Genomic DNA, 14,622 nt, shown 5'->3' with positions numbered 1-14,622 from the left:
ACCTCTGGCGCTGAAGTAAAAAATCAGTGTATGCGTTTACATTTACGTGAAAAAAAGCAGCATAGCGCAGCCTTTTTTGTAAAGCATTCTTTCCATGGTCTTCTTATCGCCAATTCTGGACAGCCATCACGCTTATTTAATACTCAAGGTGAGGTCAAAACATTAGAAGGATACCTGTTTATGCGTACCCCATACTGCGTCGCCGATTACCTGCTGGACCGTCTTACAGATTGTGGAGCCGATCATCTGTTTGGCGTGCCGGGCGACTATAACCTGCAGTTTCTCGACCATGTGATAGACAGCCCGGATATCTGTTGGGTGGGCTGTGCCAACGAGTTAAACGCCTCTTACGCCGCTGATGGATATGCCCGATGTAAGGGCTTCGCCGCGCTGCTGACGACATTTGGCGTGGGAGAGTTAAGCGCCATGAACGGCATTGCGGGCAGCTACGCCGAGCACGTTCCGGTCTTGCATATTGTGGGTGCGCCGGGTACGGCGTCACAGCAAAGAGGTGAGCTGCTGCACCATACGCTGGGCGACGGTGAGTTTCGTCATTTTTACCATATGAGCGAGCCGATCACCGCTGCACAGGCGATCCTGACCGAACAAAACGCCTGTTATGAAATCGACCGGGTATTAACGACCATGCTCCGGGAACGTCGTCCCGGCTATCTGATGCTGCCCGCCGACGTGGCTAAAAAGGCCGCCACACCGCCTGTAAACGCTCTCACGCTCCGGCACGCGCATGCCGATAGCGCCTGCCTGAAAGCGTTCCGGGATGCCGCAGAGAACAGGCTTGCCAGGAGCAAGCGTACTGCGCTGCTGGCCGATTTCCTTGTCCTGCGCCATGGCCTGAAGCATGCGCTACAGAAATGGGTCAAGGACGTGCCGATGGCGCACGCCACCATGCTGATGGGTAAAGGCATATTTGACGAGCGTCACGCTGGTTTTTACGGCACGTACAGCGGTTCGGCGAGCGCTGGCGCGGTAAAAGAGGCGATTGAAGGGGCGGATACCGTGCTGTGCATCGGCACGCGATTTACCGATACCCTGACCGCCGGCTTCACGCATCAGCTTACCCCGGCTCAAACGATAGAAGTTCAGCCTCACGCCTCACGCGTCGGTGATATCTGGTTTACCGGCATCCCCATGCTCCAGGCAATCGAAACGCTGGTGGAGCTGTGTAAACAGCATGTACACGATACGCCGGTACCGTCCTCTCAAAGCGCGATGGCCTACCCGCAGCCGGATGGCTCGCTGACGCAGGCGAATTTCTGGCAAACGTTGCAGACGTTTATCCGCCCTGGAGACATCATTCTTGCGGATCAGGGCACCTCGGCCTTCGGCGCGATCGACCTTCGTCTGCCGGCTGACGTGAATTTTATCGTCCAGCCGCTGTGGGGATCGATCGGCTATACGCTGGCGGCGGCATTTGGCGCGCAAACGGCCTGCCCGAACCGGCGCGTGATTGTGCTGACGGGGGATGGCGCGGCGCAGCTCACTATTCAGGAGCTAGGCTCGATGCTGCGGGATAAACAGCACCCCATCATTCTGGTTCTGAACAACGAAGGGTACACGGTAGAAAGGGCGATCCACGGGCCTGAGCAGCGGTATAACGACATTGCGCTATGGAACTGGACGCAAATCCCGCAGGCACTGAGCCTTGATCCTCAGGCCCAGTGCTGGCGGGTCAGTGAAGCGGAGCAGCTGGCGGACGTCCTTGAAAAAGTGGCGCACCACGAGCGGCTCTCGCTGATTGAGGTGATGCTGCCGAAAGCAGATATCCCACCGCTGCTGGGGGCGCTTACCAAAGCGCTGGAAGCGCGCAATAACGCCTGACTACTTGTCGTTTCGCCAGGCCATCATCATCGGTTTGCCCGCCAGCAGGAGCCAGGCGGGCAACATCACGATACAAAGCAGAGGGAAAAGCGTCGAATCCGGTACGACTACCGCCGCCATGAACAGGCTGAGCCACGCGTCGCGCGTGACCACCAGAACCAGTCCCAGAATAGAGCAGGAGACGGTAATCGCCGCCGGCACCGCATCGACATGTTCGTGCAGCATCAGCCCCAGCGCGACGCCGACAAAGACCGCCGGGAAGATGCGTCCACCGCGGAAACCGCAGGCGGCCGCCACCACCAGCGCTGCCAGCTTGATTACGGCAAACAGCAGATAGTCGGAGACGCTAAATACCTGGCTGAAGGCCAGCTGCTGCATCTCGTCCAGACCTTTAAACAGCGTCACCGTCCCACCGATTGCCCCTAAAATACCGAGGATCAAACCGCCAGCCCCCAGAATTAACACCGGGTGTTTGAGTCTATGCATTAGCCGGTGCAGACGTGGAAGGCACCATACCGCCACCATCCCCAGCGCGATGGCGATAGCGACGACGATGGCGCCGCTGAAAATATCGGCGATTTGCATCTGGCCGTAGTGGGGGAGTGAGAGTGAAAAATGAGGATGGAAAAACAGGCTGGTGGTCAACGCCCCGGCGGCGGCGGCCATCAGCGGCGCAAAGAGTTTATCCCAGAGGGGGACGTCGTTATTGCTGCTGAGCGTCTGCGAAAAGATCAGTGCGGCAGCGACGGGTGTACCGAAAAGCGCTCCGATGGTGCCTGCGGAGGCGAGAATGGTCCAGTCCAGCGCGCCGACGCGGGGCAAAATGCGTGAACCGAGGAAAACCGCCAGGCCAATGTTGACCGCCATAATCGGATGCTCTGGTCCCAGGCTGACGCCACCGGCCAGACCGAGAATCAACGCGATAATCAGCCCCGGCAGTGCCGAAGGAGAAACCGGGGCACCAATCAGCGGTTCCTGTGCCGGGTCTGGTCCAGCATGGCCAGGACTGAAACGGATCACCAGGCCCACCGCAATACCGGTCAACGTTAGCATCACAACGATCCAGGCAGGAGAATCCGCGGTGACCCCCAGTCCTGCAGGAAGCGCGTTCCATAATAGTGTTTGCAGCACCGACGCGACTTTCATCACGACAATGAGCACCAGGCTTGAAACCACGCCAATGATTAGCGCCGGAATGGCCAGCAACAGCATGGTTCTGGCTCGCGGGTGGAGCATGATGATTTCCTTGTACAAAACGGTATTACGTTACTTTGCACATTAAGCTTTATGGCAATAGTGCAAAAGGTGCTGAAACGGTAAAGTTATTCTGTGACGAAGATCGATAATCCATGGGCATTCACCTTACGGCCGTTGTTGTTATCACGCCTTGAATTTACAGTGTCCCAAAGATTTATTCTGACTTTAGCGGAGCAGTAGAAGAATGACAAAGTATGCTTTGGTAGGTGATGTGGGCGGCACAAACGCGCGCCTCGCATTATGCGATGTAAGTAGCGGTGAAATTTCCCGGGCGAAAACCTACTCAGGGCTGGATTATCCAAGCCTTGAGGCCGTTGTCCGCGTCTATCTGGACGAGCATCAGGTTAGCGTTGAAGATGGCTGCATCGCCATTGCCTGCCCGATAACCGGCGACTGGGTCGCAATGACCAACCATACCTGGGCATTCTCCATCGCCGAGATGAAAAAAAGCCTCGGCTTTGCGCATCTTGAAATCATCAATGACTTCACCGCGGTGTCCATGGCGATCCCGATGCTGAAGCCGGAGCATCTGATCCAGTTTGGCGGCGCTGAACCTGTCGAAGGTAAGCCGATTGCGGTTTACGGGGCCGGTACCGGCCTGGGCGTTTCACATCTGGTGCACGTTGCTCAGCGCTGGGTGAGCCTGCCGGGTGAAGGCGGCCACGTAGACTTTGCGCCAAACAGCGAAGAAGAGGGCATTATCCTCGAAGAATTACGCGCTGAGATCGGCCACGTCTCCGCCGAGCGTGTCCTTTCGGGGCCAGGGCTGGTGAACCTGTATCGGGCGATTGTGAAATCTGACGGTCGTCTGCCGGAAAACCTGCAGCCGAAAGACGTCACCGAACGCGCGCTGGCGGACACCTGCATTGACTGCCGTCGTGCCCTGTCGCTGTTCTGCGTGATTATGGGACGCTTCGGCGGCAACCTGGCGCTGACGCTGGGAACCTTCGGTGGGGTCTATATTGCGGGCGGGATCGTACCGCGCTTCCTCGACTTCTTTAAAGCCTCGGGCTTCCGCGGCGGGTTTGAGGATAAAGGGCGCTTCAGAAGCTACGTGCAGGACATTCCGGTTTATCTGATCGTGCATGATAATCCAGGCCTGCTGGGGTCGGGTGCCCACCTGCGTCAGGTTCTCGGTCAAATTCTCTGATGCATGGCCCTCTCCCGCGGGAGAGGGCTTTTTCTTTACAGGTGCATCAGTTGGCGGAACTCTTTCACCTTGCTGCGGCTCACCGGCACCTGAAAATCCAGATCCTTCAGGCGCAAAATGTAGGTGTTGTTAAACCAGGGTTCGATCTCGCGGATCTTGTTTAAATTCACGCAGAACGACCGGTGGCAGCGGAAAAAGTGCGACGCAGGCAGCTTGCTGCAAAACTCGGTGATGTTCATCGCCATCACGTAAGATTCCCGCCGCGTATAAACAAACGTCATCTTTTCATGGGCTTCGGCATAGTAGATATCATTGACCGGCGTCACGATGATGCGCTCATCTTTGACCAGATTAATGGTGTCGTTTTCCCGTACCGTTGGGGTGGCGCTAGCGGGGGCGGTCTGCTGCTGCCATGCGGCCTCCAGCTTTTGCAGCATGCTGACAATCCGCGACTCCTGGTAAGGCTTAAGGATATAGTCAAACGCCTCCAGCTCGAAGGCCTCAACGGCGTGCTCTTTCCAGGCGGTAACGAAAACGATAAACGGCTTATGGGCAAATTGATTGATGTTTTGCGCCAGCAATACGCCATCCAGCGACGGAATGTTGATATCCAGGAAGATAGCGTCGACCCGGTTATGCTGCAAAAACTTCAGCACGTCCAGACCATCATCAAACGTACCCACAATCTCCATCTTGCTGTGGGTGTTGATAAGCCAGGTGAGCTCCTGTTGAGCCAGGAATTCATCTTCTACGATGATAACTTTCATGGGTTACTCCACCTGGGGCAACAGTGATGTTGTCGAATGAACGGGAGAGCGCTCATTCGGGACGTAAAAAGCAATTTCGGTGCCCGGCTCAAGACGCTGAATATGCAGTCCGTCGCCGTAAAGCAGCTTGACCCGGTGGTGCACGTTCAGCAGGCCGATTTTATTCCCGGGCATCTCGTTAGACTCCACGCGCTCAATGACTTTTGGGTCAATCCCGTGGCCGGTATCGCGCACGGCAATGCGTACCCGGTTACCGCTTTCGGTAATGCTGATGGTGACTACCCCTTTGCCTTTACAGGGCTGAATGCCGTGAACAATCGCGTTTTCGACCAGCGGCTGGATAAGCAGGCTCGGAATCACGCAGTTGACCTCTTCATCAATATCGTAAATGACCGTGAGCTTGTCACCAAAGCGCGCCTGTTCAATGGCGATGTAGTCCTTGATCTGATACAGCTCTTTTTTGATGTCGATCTGCTCGTCATCTTTCAGCTCGATGTTGTAGCGCAGATAGCGGGACAGGTTAAAAATCAGCTGGCGCGCGGTGTCCGGATTAAGACGAATGGACGAGGAGATCGCGTTCAGCGCGTTAAACAGGAAATGGGGATTGATTTTGCTCTGCAGCGCGCGCAGCTCTGCCTTATTTGCCATCTCACGCAGCTGTTCTGCACGGGAGACTTCCAGCTGAGTGGAGATAATCTGCGACAGGCCAATCGCCATCTCCTGCAGGGAGGAGGTGATCTGATGCGCGTGACAGTAATAAATTTTCAGCGTGCCCGTCACGACGCCTTTCTCCCACAGCGGGATCACCAGCATGGAGTGGATTTCCGGCGTTCTGTGGGCTTCGTCATTGTTTTTAATAATGATTTTACCGTAATTGATCGCCTGTCTGGTGGTTGGGCTGATGGTGTCATCGTTGTCGCGATAGTTGTGTTCCCCGACGCCAACGTAGGCCAGCACGTGGTCAATATTGGTGATGGCGACGGCGTCTGCGTGGATGTCGTGGCGGATAATCTCGCAGACCTGACGCAACGATTCCGCGTTAACGTGGCGGAAAAGCGGCAGCGTTTTGTTGGCGATATCCAGCGCCAGCTTGGCCTGACGGGCGGCGCTGGCCTCTTTTTCCCCTTCAACGCTTTGCACCAGCAGCACGATAAAACCGATGCACACGCTGCCCAGGATCATCGGAATCCCGATTTTCGAGACGATATCCAGCCCCAGCGCGGTGGTGGGGGCCCAGACGACGACCAGGATCATAGTCAGCGTTTCGCACACCATGCCTGCGACGATCCCGGCGCGCCAGCGCTGTTTTTTCGGGATTTTGCGGCTGATCCAGCCGGAGAGCACCCCGGCGATAATGCTGGTAATAAAGCACGGCACCGCCGTTACGCCGCCGATATCAATCAGGTAGCGATGGGTTCCGGCAATCACGCCGGTGATAACGCCCACCCACGGGCCAAACAAAATTCCGCCGGACATCACGGCGATAATGCGCACGTTAACCAGCGAGCCCTCTACAGGCACGCCTGACCAGGTGCTGAACAGGGCGAACAGCGAAAAGATAGCGGTAACGGCCAGCAGCTCTTTTGGCGAGTGGGCGGATTTGTGCAACAGCTCGCGAAACAGGCGAATGCGGATGAGGAAGAACAGGCAAATCAGCATTAATGCCGCACGGTCAAAAACCGCCAGCAGCATAGTGAATATTTCGTGCACGAGTAGACCTGGGAAAACGGGAAAGAACCATGATAAAAAACCTGGCGCGTATTGACCAGCTATCCGTCAGGTTTATCAAATGAGGAAAAACCATAATTATTAAAGGGGATTGTCCGGAGGTAACGGACACGGCCTGATTTTTTATAGCCAGCGCATCGTCAGGTAACTGTTTTGATATCATCCTGTTAAATAACGGCTATCAGAAAGCCAACCCTGAAACAGGGGCTTCCGCTTTTTGGCACTGCCGGGTTCCGGTTTTCAGGCGATCGCTTTTTTTTCATTTCCCTCTCGACAGCATGATTTTTTTCAGGTTATTTTCTAAGCATGCCACATCGGTGGCAGCGTCGCTCGGACGGTCCGGGCGCTAACGTTAATCTGAGGAATCTATGGCTGAATTCAGTCCTGAACGCCGTTTTACGCGTATCGATCGTCTCCCCCCTTATGTTTTCAATATCACTGCTGAACTGAAAATGGCTGCGCGTCGGCGCGGCGAAGATATTATTGATTTCAGCATGGGTAACCCTGACGGCCCAACGCCGCCGCATATCGTTGAAAAGCTCTGCACGGTTGCCCAGCGTCCGGATACGCACGGCTACTCGACCTCTCGCGGTATTCCCAGATTGCGTCGCGCGATCTCGCGCTGGTATCAGGATCGCTATCAGGTTGATATCGATCCGGAAAGTGAAGCGATTGTCACCATCGGCTCGAAAGAGGGGCTGGCACACTTGATGCTGGCCACGCTGGATCATGGTGATACGGTGCTGGTGCCTAATCCAAGCTACCCGATCCACATCTACGGCGCGGTGATTGCCGGGGCGCAGGTCCGTTCCGTTCCGCTGGTGGAAGGTGTCGATTTCTTTAACGAACTGGAGCGTGCGATTCGCGAAAGTTATCCGAAACCGAAGATGATGATCCTCGGTTTCCCGTCGAACCCAACCGCCCAGTGCGTGGAGCTCGATTTCTTCGAGAAAGTCGTCGCCCTGGCTAAACGTTATGACGTGCTGGTGGTTCATGATTTAGCCTACGCTGACATCGTCTATGATGGCTGGAAAGCCCCTTCCATTATGCAGGTCCCGGGGGCGCGTGACGTGGCGGTAGAGTTCTTTACGCTGTCAAAAAGCTACAATATGGCGGGCTGGCGTATTGGCTTTATGGTGGGTAACAAAACGCTGGTGAGTGCCCTGGCGCGCATTAAGAGTTACCACGACTACGGTACCTTCACGCCGCTACAGGTCGCGGCTATCGCTGCCCTGGAAGGCGACCAGCAGTGCGTTCACGAGATTGCCGCCCAGTATAAGCGCCGCCGTGACGTGCTGGTAAAGGGCTTGCATGAAGCAGGCTGGATGGTGGAAATGCCGAAGGCGTCCATGTACGTCTGGGCGAAAATTCCGGAGCCGTATGCGGCGATGGGATCGCTGGAGTTTGCCAAAAAGCTGCTGCAGGATGCGAAGGTGTGTGTGTCACCGGGCATTGGCTTTGGTGATTACGGCGACACCCACGTGCGATTTGCACTGATTGAAAACAGCGATCGTATCCGTCAGGCGGTGAGGGGCATCAAGAGTATGTTCCGGGCCGACGGTCTTCTCACTTCAAAGAGCGCCGCTGAACATCCCGCGTCGTCATGACATAAAAAAACAGGAGCCGATGGCTCCTGTTTTTTTGACTGCATATTCTTCACTAGATCATCAGGGCAAAGGTTCCGGCCCAGACTAAAACAATCACCGAAATGCCCATAAAGAAATATTTCACGTTTCATCGCTCCGCGTATCTTGTGGTACGCATTTAAAAACAGAGTCCACCTGATTATAGAGAACTGAAATCCGGTCAAAACGGAAATGAGAATTTTCCCGTTACGCCGTTAACTCCAGTTCAGAATTCTGTGCTTTCCTGTTGCCAGACGGCGCTAATGTACGCCTAAAAATGAGGGGTGACAAGAGGCATTTTTTTAAATAATTTCCGTTACTTACGAGTGTCGTGGAACGGCGACAGTTTGATTTCGCATCGCAATAAATTCACTTTGGGCGACGCAACGAAAGAGGGCTTCTCAACGGGATGACAGGTGATTGAAAAGGTTAGTTTCTTAGCGAAACTAACCTTCCTGAAAGACTTAAATATAGAGAGAGGCTTCGCCAAGAGGGCGGGTTTTGAAACGGCGATGCATCCACAGATACTGCTCTGGCGCACGCATGATTTCAGTTTCGATGACTTTATTGATAAACGCTGCGGCTTCGCACTCGTTTTCCGGATAGTTAGCCATTTCAGGGGAGATGTGCAGACGATAGCCTGACTTATCTGCTTTTCTCACCATCGTTACGGTCAGCATGGAAGCGCCCGACAGACGCGAAATGACAAAGGTGCCGTTAGTCGTCGCAACGTCTTTCACCGCAAAGAAGGGCGCAAAGCTGCTGCCTTTACGTCCATAATCCTGATCGGGTGCAAACCAGACGGCTTCACCTTTCTTCAGAGCACCGACCATGCCGCGCAGGTTGTTACGGCTGATCATCGCCTTATTGGAACGCATGCGGCCACGCGTCTGGACCCACTCCATCAGCGCACTGTTGTGGGGTCGATAGGTCGCCATCATTGGCTGGCAAAGGCCCATCACGCGGCCACCCAGCTCCAGCGACATAAAGTGAACGCCAACGACCATCACGCCGCGTTTTTGCATCTGCGCGCGTTTAAGGTTATCCAGTCCTTCTACATCAAACCACTTACGGACACGCTCATCCGGCCAGAACCAGGCCATGCCGGTTTCAAGCAGCGCCATGCCGATAGACTTAAAGTTTTCAGCGATGAGCTTCTCGCGCTCTTCGGCATTGTACTGCGGAAAGCAAAGCTCAATATTTTTCCGTGCGATGGATTCGCGACGTTTCAGGAAGAAGCGGGAAGCGCTGCCCAGTTTCGACCCCAGCAAACGCAGTACAGGGTACGGAAGTTGAACCAGCAGCCAGAGTACGCCAAGACCAAACCATGTAAACCAGTAACGCGGGTGTAAAAACGCGCGTTGAAATTTGGATTGAGACAAAATAGTAAAACCTATGTGAAGCCTGTAAAGGTAGCGCAGAGTTTGCGATACGACGTGCCGATAAGACCGTTCTTCAAGGTGATGGTTGCAGGCTTTACCGAACTTTACGGCGTTGCCTGGCCACTGCTGATTTGGGCGGGCGGCGTAATGTAGCACCGTTATACGATATGTGCTATTACTCGTTTTTGATTAAAAAAGCGGCAGTTCGGAAGGTGATTGATTTTACAGATTTTATAGGCAGTCGCATGAAAGCGCCTTTCCTGCCTGAGCGAAAGGCAAAAGCGTTAGCGTTCAGAGGGAAGGCGTAAAGAAAAAAACGGCATAGTTGATTTGCGCCAAATTAAACATTTACACCTTTATTTATTCCTCCACATAATAAATAAGAATTTTCTTCGTGAAAATTCTTAAGCGTTATTCATACCATCAATGGAATAGTCATCTGCTTTCATCCATTCCTGTCTTCTTTTAATCGTGCCGCAATAAGATATTGTCGTTCTTTCTCGCTTTTTGACGTAATGCTGTGATGCAAATCAAAACAAGATGTTTTTATAAACATCTCTCTGGCTACAACCCCTTCTGCGATACAAATATTCGATTTGTGCGAAAAGAGCAGTTTCTTTTCCTGATTTGATTGGCCTATTTACGATAATGTCTTAGTGGAAAATTCTTAAGAAAATTCTTGAATCGGATTAATGATCTGTGTATTTGATTTTGTTCCGATCATTATTCTATTATTGCGCATCAAGAACGATACCGTGAAGTTGGCATAGCAAAACAAAGAGGGATGATTAGATGGCTGACAGTTTTCAGAATGAGGTGCCTAAGGCACGTATTAACCTGAAGCTTGACCTGCATACTGGCGGAGCAAGCAAGAAAATGGAATTACCCTTGAAATTGCTTGTTGCGGGTGATTTCAGTAATGGGCAGGAATCTGCGACAATATCTGAGCGCGAAAAGATTAACATCACCAAAAATAATTTTGACAGCGTTCTTTCCGAATATTCCCCAAAAGTTAACCTGGCCGTTAAAAATACGCTGTCTGACGATGGTGGTGAGGACAACATTCAGCTGGCTTTCCAGAGCATGAAAGATTTCACGCCAGAGCAGGTGGCTGCCCAAATTCCACAGCTGAAGGCGATGCTGGCGATGCGCAACTTGCTCCGCGATCTGAAAGCCAATCTGCTGGATAACCAGACTTTCCGAAAAGAGCTGGAGAAAATCGTTCTTGACCAGTCACTTAGTGCTGAGTTGCGAAATGAACTATCCGCACTGGCTTCAAAAAAACCTTAACCATCATGCTGTTTTAACGGATTAATCAAGGAATGCTCATGTCTGTACAAAATAATACTGCTGGCGGGGAAAGCGTGGTGCTGGAACGCCCTGGTGTGGGTGGGGTATACGCCTCACTGTTTGAGAAAATCAATCTGAACCCTGTCTCCGAGCTGAGCGCGCTGGATATCTGGCAAGATGCGCAGGCGATGTCGGATGCGACCGCTGACGAGCGTCTGACCGCAGGTATGCAGGTCTTTCTGGAATGCCTGACAAAGGCAGGCTCGAAGGTCGAAAAACTGGATAAAAGCCTGATCGATTACCACATTGCTGAGCTCGATTACCAGATAAGCCGCCAGCTCGACGCCGTTATGCACCATGAAGAGTTTCAGGGGGTTGAGAGCCTGTGGCGCGGCGTGAAGTCGCTGGTTGATAAAACGGATTTTCGCCAGAACGTGAAAATTGAGCTTCTGAGCATGTCTAAAGAAGACCTGCGCCAGGACTTTGAAGACAGCCCGGAAATTATCCAGAGTGGTCTCTATAAACACGCCTACATTGATGAATACGATACCCCGGGCGGCGAGCCGATTGCGGCGCTGATTTCCGCTTATGAGTTCGATGCTTCAGCGCAGGATGTCGCTCTGCTGCGCAACATCTCTAAAGTATCCGCGGCTGCGCATATGCCGTTCATCGGCTCGGCAGGCCCGAAATTCTTCCTCAAGGAGTCCATGGAAGACGTCGCGGCGATTAAAGATATTGGTAACTATTTTGACCGCGCAGAGTACATCAAGTGGAAATCGTTCCGCGATACGGACGACGCTCGCTACATCGGTCTGGTGATGCCCCGCGTACTGGGTCGTTTACCGTATGGCCCGGATACCGTTCCGGTTCGCAGCTTCAACTATGTTGAAGAAGTCAAAGGTCCGGATCACGACAAATACCTGTGGACGAATGCGTCGTTTGCCTTCGCGTCCAACATGGTGCGTAGCTTTATCAATAATGGCTGGTGCGTACAAATCCGTGGCCCACAGGCCGGCGGTGCGGTTCAGGATCTGCCTATCCATCTGTATGACCTGGGTACCGGCAATCAGGTAAAAATCCCGTCTGAGGTCATGATCCCTGAAACGCGTGAATTCGAGTTCGCGAATCTGGGCTTTATTCCTTTGTCCTACTATAAAAACCGCGACTACGCCTGCTTCTTCTCAGCCAACTCCGCTCAGAAACCGGCTCTGTATGACACCGCAGATGCGACGGCTAACAGCCGCATCAACGCCCGCCTGCCGTACATCTTCCTGCTGTCGCGTATCGCCCACTACCTGAAGCTGATTCAGCGCGAGAACATCGGTACCACCAAGGATCGCCGACTTCTGGAGCTTGAGCTGAACACCTGGGTCCGCAGTCTGGTGACCGAAATGACCGATCCGGGCGACGAACTTCAGGCTTCTCATCCACTGCGTGATGCAAAAGTGGTGGTGGAAGATATTGAGGATAATCCTGGCTTCTTCCGCGTGAAGTTGTATGCGATCCCGCACTTCCAGGTGGAAGGGATGGACGTAAACCTGTCGCTGGTTTCCCAGATGCCGAAAGCGAAATCGTAAGGCGAGGGGTGATCAGGGATGAAAATTTACCGCCCACTTTGGGAGGATGGGGCCACTCTGGCCCCGCAACAGTTCCAGCAGCAGGTCCGCTGGATTGAGCACGTTGCCAGCATGGTCGCCCGGATGGGTATTTCTCATCCCTGGGGCGTGGTTGCGGCAGAATTTGATGATGCTGCACTTGCGCTCTCGCGTCTGAATGCCATCCGTCTGGTCGTAAGTTTCCAGGATGGCACGATTGTTGATACGGATCTGGCGGATAATATTCCGCCGGTCTGTGATTTGTCTGCCGCAAACGGCGCAGAGGCCGTTGAGGTGGTTGCCGCATTGCCGCTGCTGAGCGCCAGTGGTGGCAACCTCGATAACGGACAGGACAGTGAACGCCCGCGTCGCTGGAAAGCCGAACGTGTGGTGGTGCAGGAACTGGCTGGGTATGAAAGCGGAGAGTTGGCCATTTTGCGTCATGCGCTGACCCTGCGTTTGTCCAGCCAGGAAAATACGGCATACCTGACCTGTCCGGTGACCCGCCTGGTGCGTAATGCTCAGGGGCAGTGGAGCCGGGACCCGGCTTTCATTCCGCCGATGCTTTCCCTTTCTGCAAGCCCGTCGCTGGCCACCGAACTGGGTGACCTGCTGGTTCGTCTGCAGGCCCGCCGCCGTCGCCTGATGGCTATGCGCCGTGAAAGCAATGAGCGGATGGCAGACTTTGCTGTCGCGGATGTCTCCCTGTTCTGGCTGCTGAATGCGCTGAACAGCGCCGAGCCGGTGTTAACGGAACTTCTGCAGACGCCTGATCGTCACCCGGAACTCCTGTACCGCGAACTGACTCGTCTTGCCGGCAGCCTGCTGACATTCTCCCTGGAACATGACGCCGGGGACATTCCTGCTTATCAGCACGATGCACCGGAACGGGTATTCCCGCCTTTGCTGGCATTGCTGGACAAGCTCTTTGAAGCGAGCCTGCCGTCGCGGGTCGTAAGAATCCACCTCGAGCATCAGGACCAGATCTGGAAAGGTGCCCTGCACGACGCGCGTCTGCGCGAAGGGGCGGACTTCTACCTCTCAGTACGTTCTTCCATGCCGAACCATGAGCTTCAGACAAAATTCCCGCAGTTGTGTAAAGCGGGCAGCTTTGATGATGTTTCGGATGTGGTGAATGTAGCGCTGAGTGGGATGCTGATTAAGCCTTTGACGCATGTTCCGGCCGCTATCCCGTTGCGCCTTGAGAATCAGTATTTCTCGCTGGATCTGAGCAGTGAGGCGGCTCGCGCCATGCTTGAGATGGGCTGTTGCACCTTCTATACCCCGCGCTCGCTGGGGGATGTTGATCTCGAACTCTTTGCGGTGCTGCGTACATGAATAAATCTGAACTCAGCCAGATAGAACGTATTTTCTACCCGGGCTGGCTGATGGCCAGCCAGATACGGGGCGGTCAGGAAGTCCGTGACGGGGAAGGGCTATACCGGAGGGCCTGCCGTCTGGTGCAAGAGGCGAAAGCGGCGCTCACTGAGGCTGGTTACAGCGACATCAGCCGTGACCATATGGTGTATACCCTGTGTGCACTGCTTGATGAGAGCGTGATGAACCGGGGAACCACCGATGCTGGCTACCTGACCTGGCGCCGTGACCCGCTGCAGGCACACTTCTTTGGTACCCTCAACGCAGGTGAAGAGCTGTGGGAAAGGATCCGTAACCTGCTGAAAGAAACAGCCCCTGATACCGCCGTCCTGACCTGTATGTACCGGGCTCTGCAACTGGGGTTCGTGGGACAGTATCGCGCTCAGGATGATGAGCGTAGGGAAGATATTGTTCGCGCTCTCGCAGAGCGGGTGCCCGCCTTCACATTGGCACAAGATGCCCCCATTGTTGCCCGCGCATCGCGTCTGCGCAGCGGCCGTCGCTGGTACTGGCTGAGCTGGGTTGTGGCCGCTGTCGCCCTGGCAGCGCTCTGGTTCTTCCTTTCGTCTTCGCTTACCGAACTGGTAAGCCAGATCGTCAGGCCGGGGTAAG

General features: G+C 54.2%; 13 protein-coding genes. 8 read left to right on the top strand and 5 right to left on the bottom strand.

The features are described from left to right. Positions 1-180 precede the first annotated feature (180 nt). On the top strand, positions 181-1,839 hold the full coding sequence (gene ipdC / locus GXP72_RS16395) for an indolepyruvate decarboxylase (RefSeq protein ID WP_208763125.1): 1,659 nt from the start codon (positions 181-183) through the stop codon (positions 1,837-1,839). On the opposite strand, the gene GXP72_RS16390 is transcribed toward ipdC, so the two are convergent. Next, positions 1,840-3,075 (bottom strand): ion channel protein, encoded by a 1,236-nt coding sequence (locus GXP72_RS16390; protein ID WP_024907630.1) that lies wholly within the window; start codon positions 3,073-3,075, stop codon positions 1,840-1,842. A 205-nt stretch (positions 3,076-3,280) separates the two neighbouring features. On the opposite strand from GXP72_RS16390, the gene glk reads away from it, so the two are divergent. Beyond that, the gene (gene glk, locus GXP72_RS16385; RefSeq protein ID WP_208763124.1) at positions 3,281-4,246 is read left to right on the top strand and encodes a glucokinase; all 966 of its coding nucleotides are present in this window, start codon (positions 3,281-3,283) and stop codon (positions 4,244-4,246) included. A 35-nt stretch (positions 4,247-4,281) separates the two neighbouring features. Here the strand turns inward: glk and GXP72_RS16380 are convergent, their stop codons facing one another. Together GXP72_RS16380 and GXP72_RS16375 are read right to left on the bottom strand one after the other, a co-directional pair. Continuing rightward, positions 4,282-5,013 carry a LytTR family DNA-binding domain-containing protein gene (locus tag GXP72_RS16380; protein WP_208763123.1) on the bottom strand — a complete coding sequence of 244 codons (732 nt, stop codon included), beginning with the start codon at positions 5,011-5,013 and terminating at the stop codon, positions 4,282-4,284. Between the two features lie 3 nt (positions 5,014-5,016). Then, the gene (locus tag GXP72_RS16375) at positions 5,017-6,723 is read right to left on the bottom strand and encodes a sensor histidine kinase (RefSeq protein ID WP_024907633.1); all 1,707 of its coding nucleotides are present in this window, start codon (positions 6,721-6,723) and stop codon (positions 5,017-5,019) included. 386 nt (positions 6,724-7,109) lie between these two features. Between GXP72_RS16375 and alaC the strand changes: the two genes are divergently transcribed. Continuing rightward, positions 7,110-8,348 (top strand): alanine transaminase, encoded by a 1,239-nt coding sequence (alaC, locus tag GXP72_RS16370; RefSeq protein WP_090420042.1) that lies wholly within the window; start codon positions 7,110-7,112, stop codon positions 8,346-8,348. A 52-nt stretch (positions 8,349-8,400) separates the two neighbouring features. On the opposite strand, the gene ypdK is transcribed toward alaC, so the two are convergent. Both ypdK and lpxP read right to left on the bottom strand, forming a co-directional pair. Continuing rightward, positions 8,401-8,472 (bottom strand): membrane protein YpdK, encoded by a 72-nt coding sequence (gene ypdK / locus GXP72_RS16365; RefSeq protein ID WP_099458937.1) that lies wholly within the window; start codon positions 8,470-8,472, stop codon positions 8,401-8,403. A 358-nt stretch (positions 8,473-8,830) separates the two neighbouring features. After that, on the bottom strand, positions 8,831-9,751 hold the full coding sequence (lpxP, locus tag GXP72_RS16360; protein WP_090420251.1) for a kdo(2)-lipid IV(A) palmitoleoyltransferase: 921 nt from the start codon (positions 9,749-9,751) through the stop codon (positions 8,831-8,833). Between the two features lie 12 nt (positions 9,752-9,763). On the opposite strand from lpxP, the gene GXP72_RS16355 reads away from it, so the two are divergent. The 5 genes from GXP72_RS16355 (at position 9,764) to tssL (ending at position 14,621) form a co-directional block, all read left to right on the top strand. Next, positions 9,764-9,901, top strand: a complete 138-nt coding sequence (locus GXP72_RS16355; RefSeq protein ID WP_159427010.1) for a hypothetical protein — start codon at positions 9,764-9,766, stop codon at positions 9,899-9,901. A 639-nt stretch (positions 9,902-10,540) separates the two neighbouring features. Then, positions 10,541-11,038: a type VI secretion system contractile sheath small subunit gene (tssB, locus tag GXP72_RS16350; RefSeq protein WP_024907635.1), complete on the top strand. Its 498-nt coding sequence runs from the start codon at positions 10,541-10,543 to the stop codon at positions 11,036-11,038. Between the two features lie 32 nt (positions 11,039-11,070). Beyond that, complete coding sequence (gene tssC / locus GXP72_RS16345) at positions 11,071-12,615, top strand: type VI secretion system contractile sheath large subunit (RefSeq protein ID WP_208763122.1); 1,545 nt, start codon at positions 11,071-11,073, stop codon at positions 12,613-12,615. Positions 12,616-12,633: 18 nt separating this feature from the next. Beyond that, positions 12,634-13,971, top strand: a complete 1,338-nt coding sequence (gene tssK, locus GXP72_RS16340) for a type VI secretion system baseplate subunit TssK (protein WP_208763121.1) — start codon at positions 12,634-12,636, stop codon at positions 13,969-13,971. Next, the gene (gene tssL, locus GXP72_RS16335; protein ID WP_048990073.1) at positions 13,968-14,621 is read left to right on the top strand and encodes a type VI secretion system protein TssL, short form; all 654 of its coding nucleotides are present in this window, start codon (positions 13,968-13,970) and stop codon (positions 14,619-14,621) included. The genes tssK and tssL overlap by 4 nt, the downstream gene beginning before the upstream one ends. The last annotated feature ends 1 nt before the right edge of the window (position 14,622 follow it).

The organism is Enterobacter sp. SES19 (assembly GCF_011765665.1).
Classification (GTDB): domain Bacteria; phylum Pseudomonadota; class Gammaproteobacteria; order Enterobacterales; family Enterobacteriaceae; genus Enterobacter; species Enterobacter pseudoroggenkampii.
This window is presented reverse-complemented; position numbering and strand designations above follow the sequence as displayed.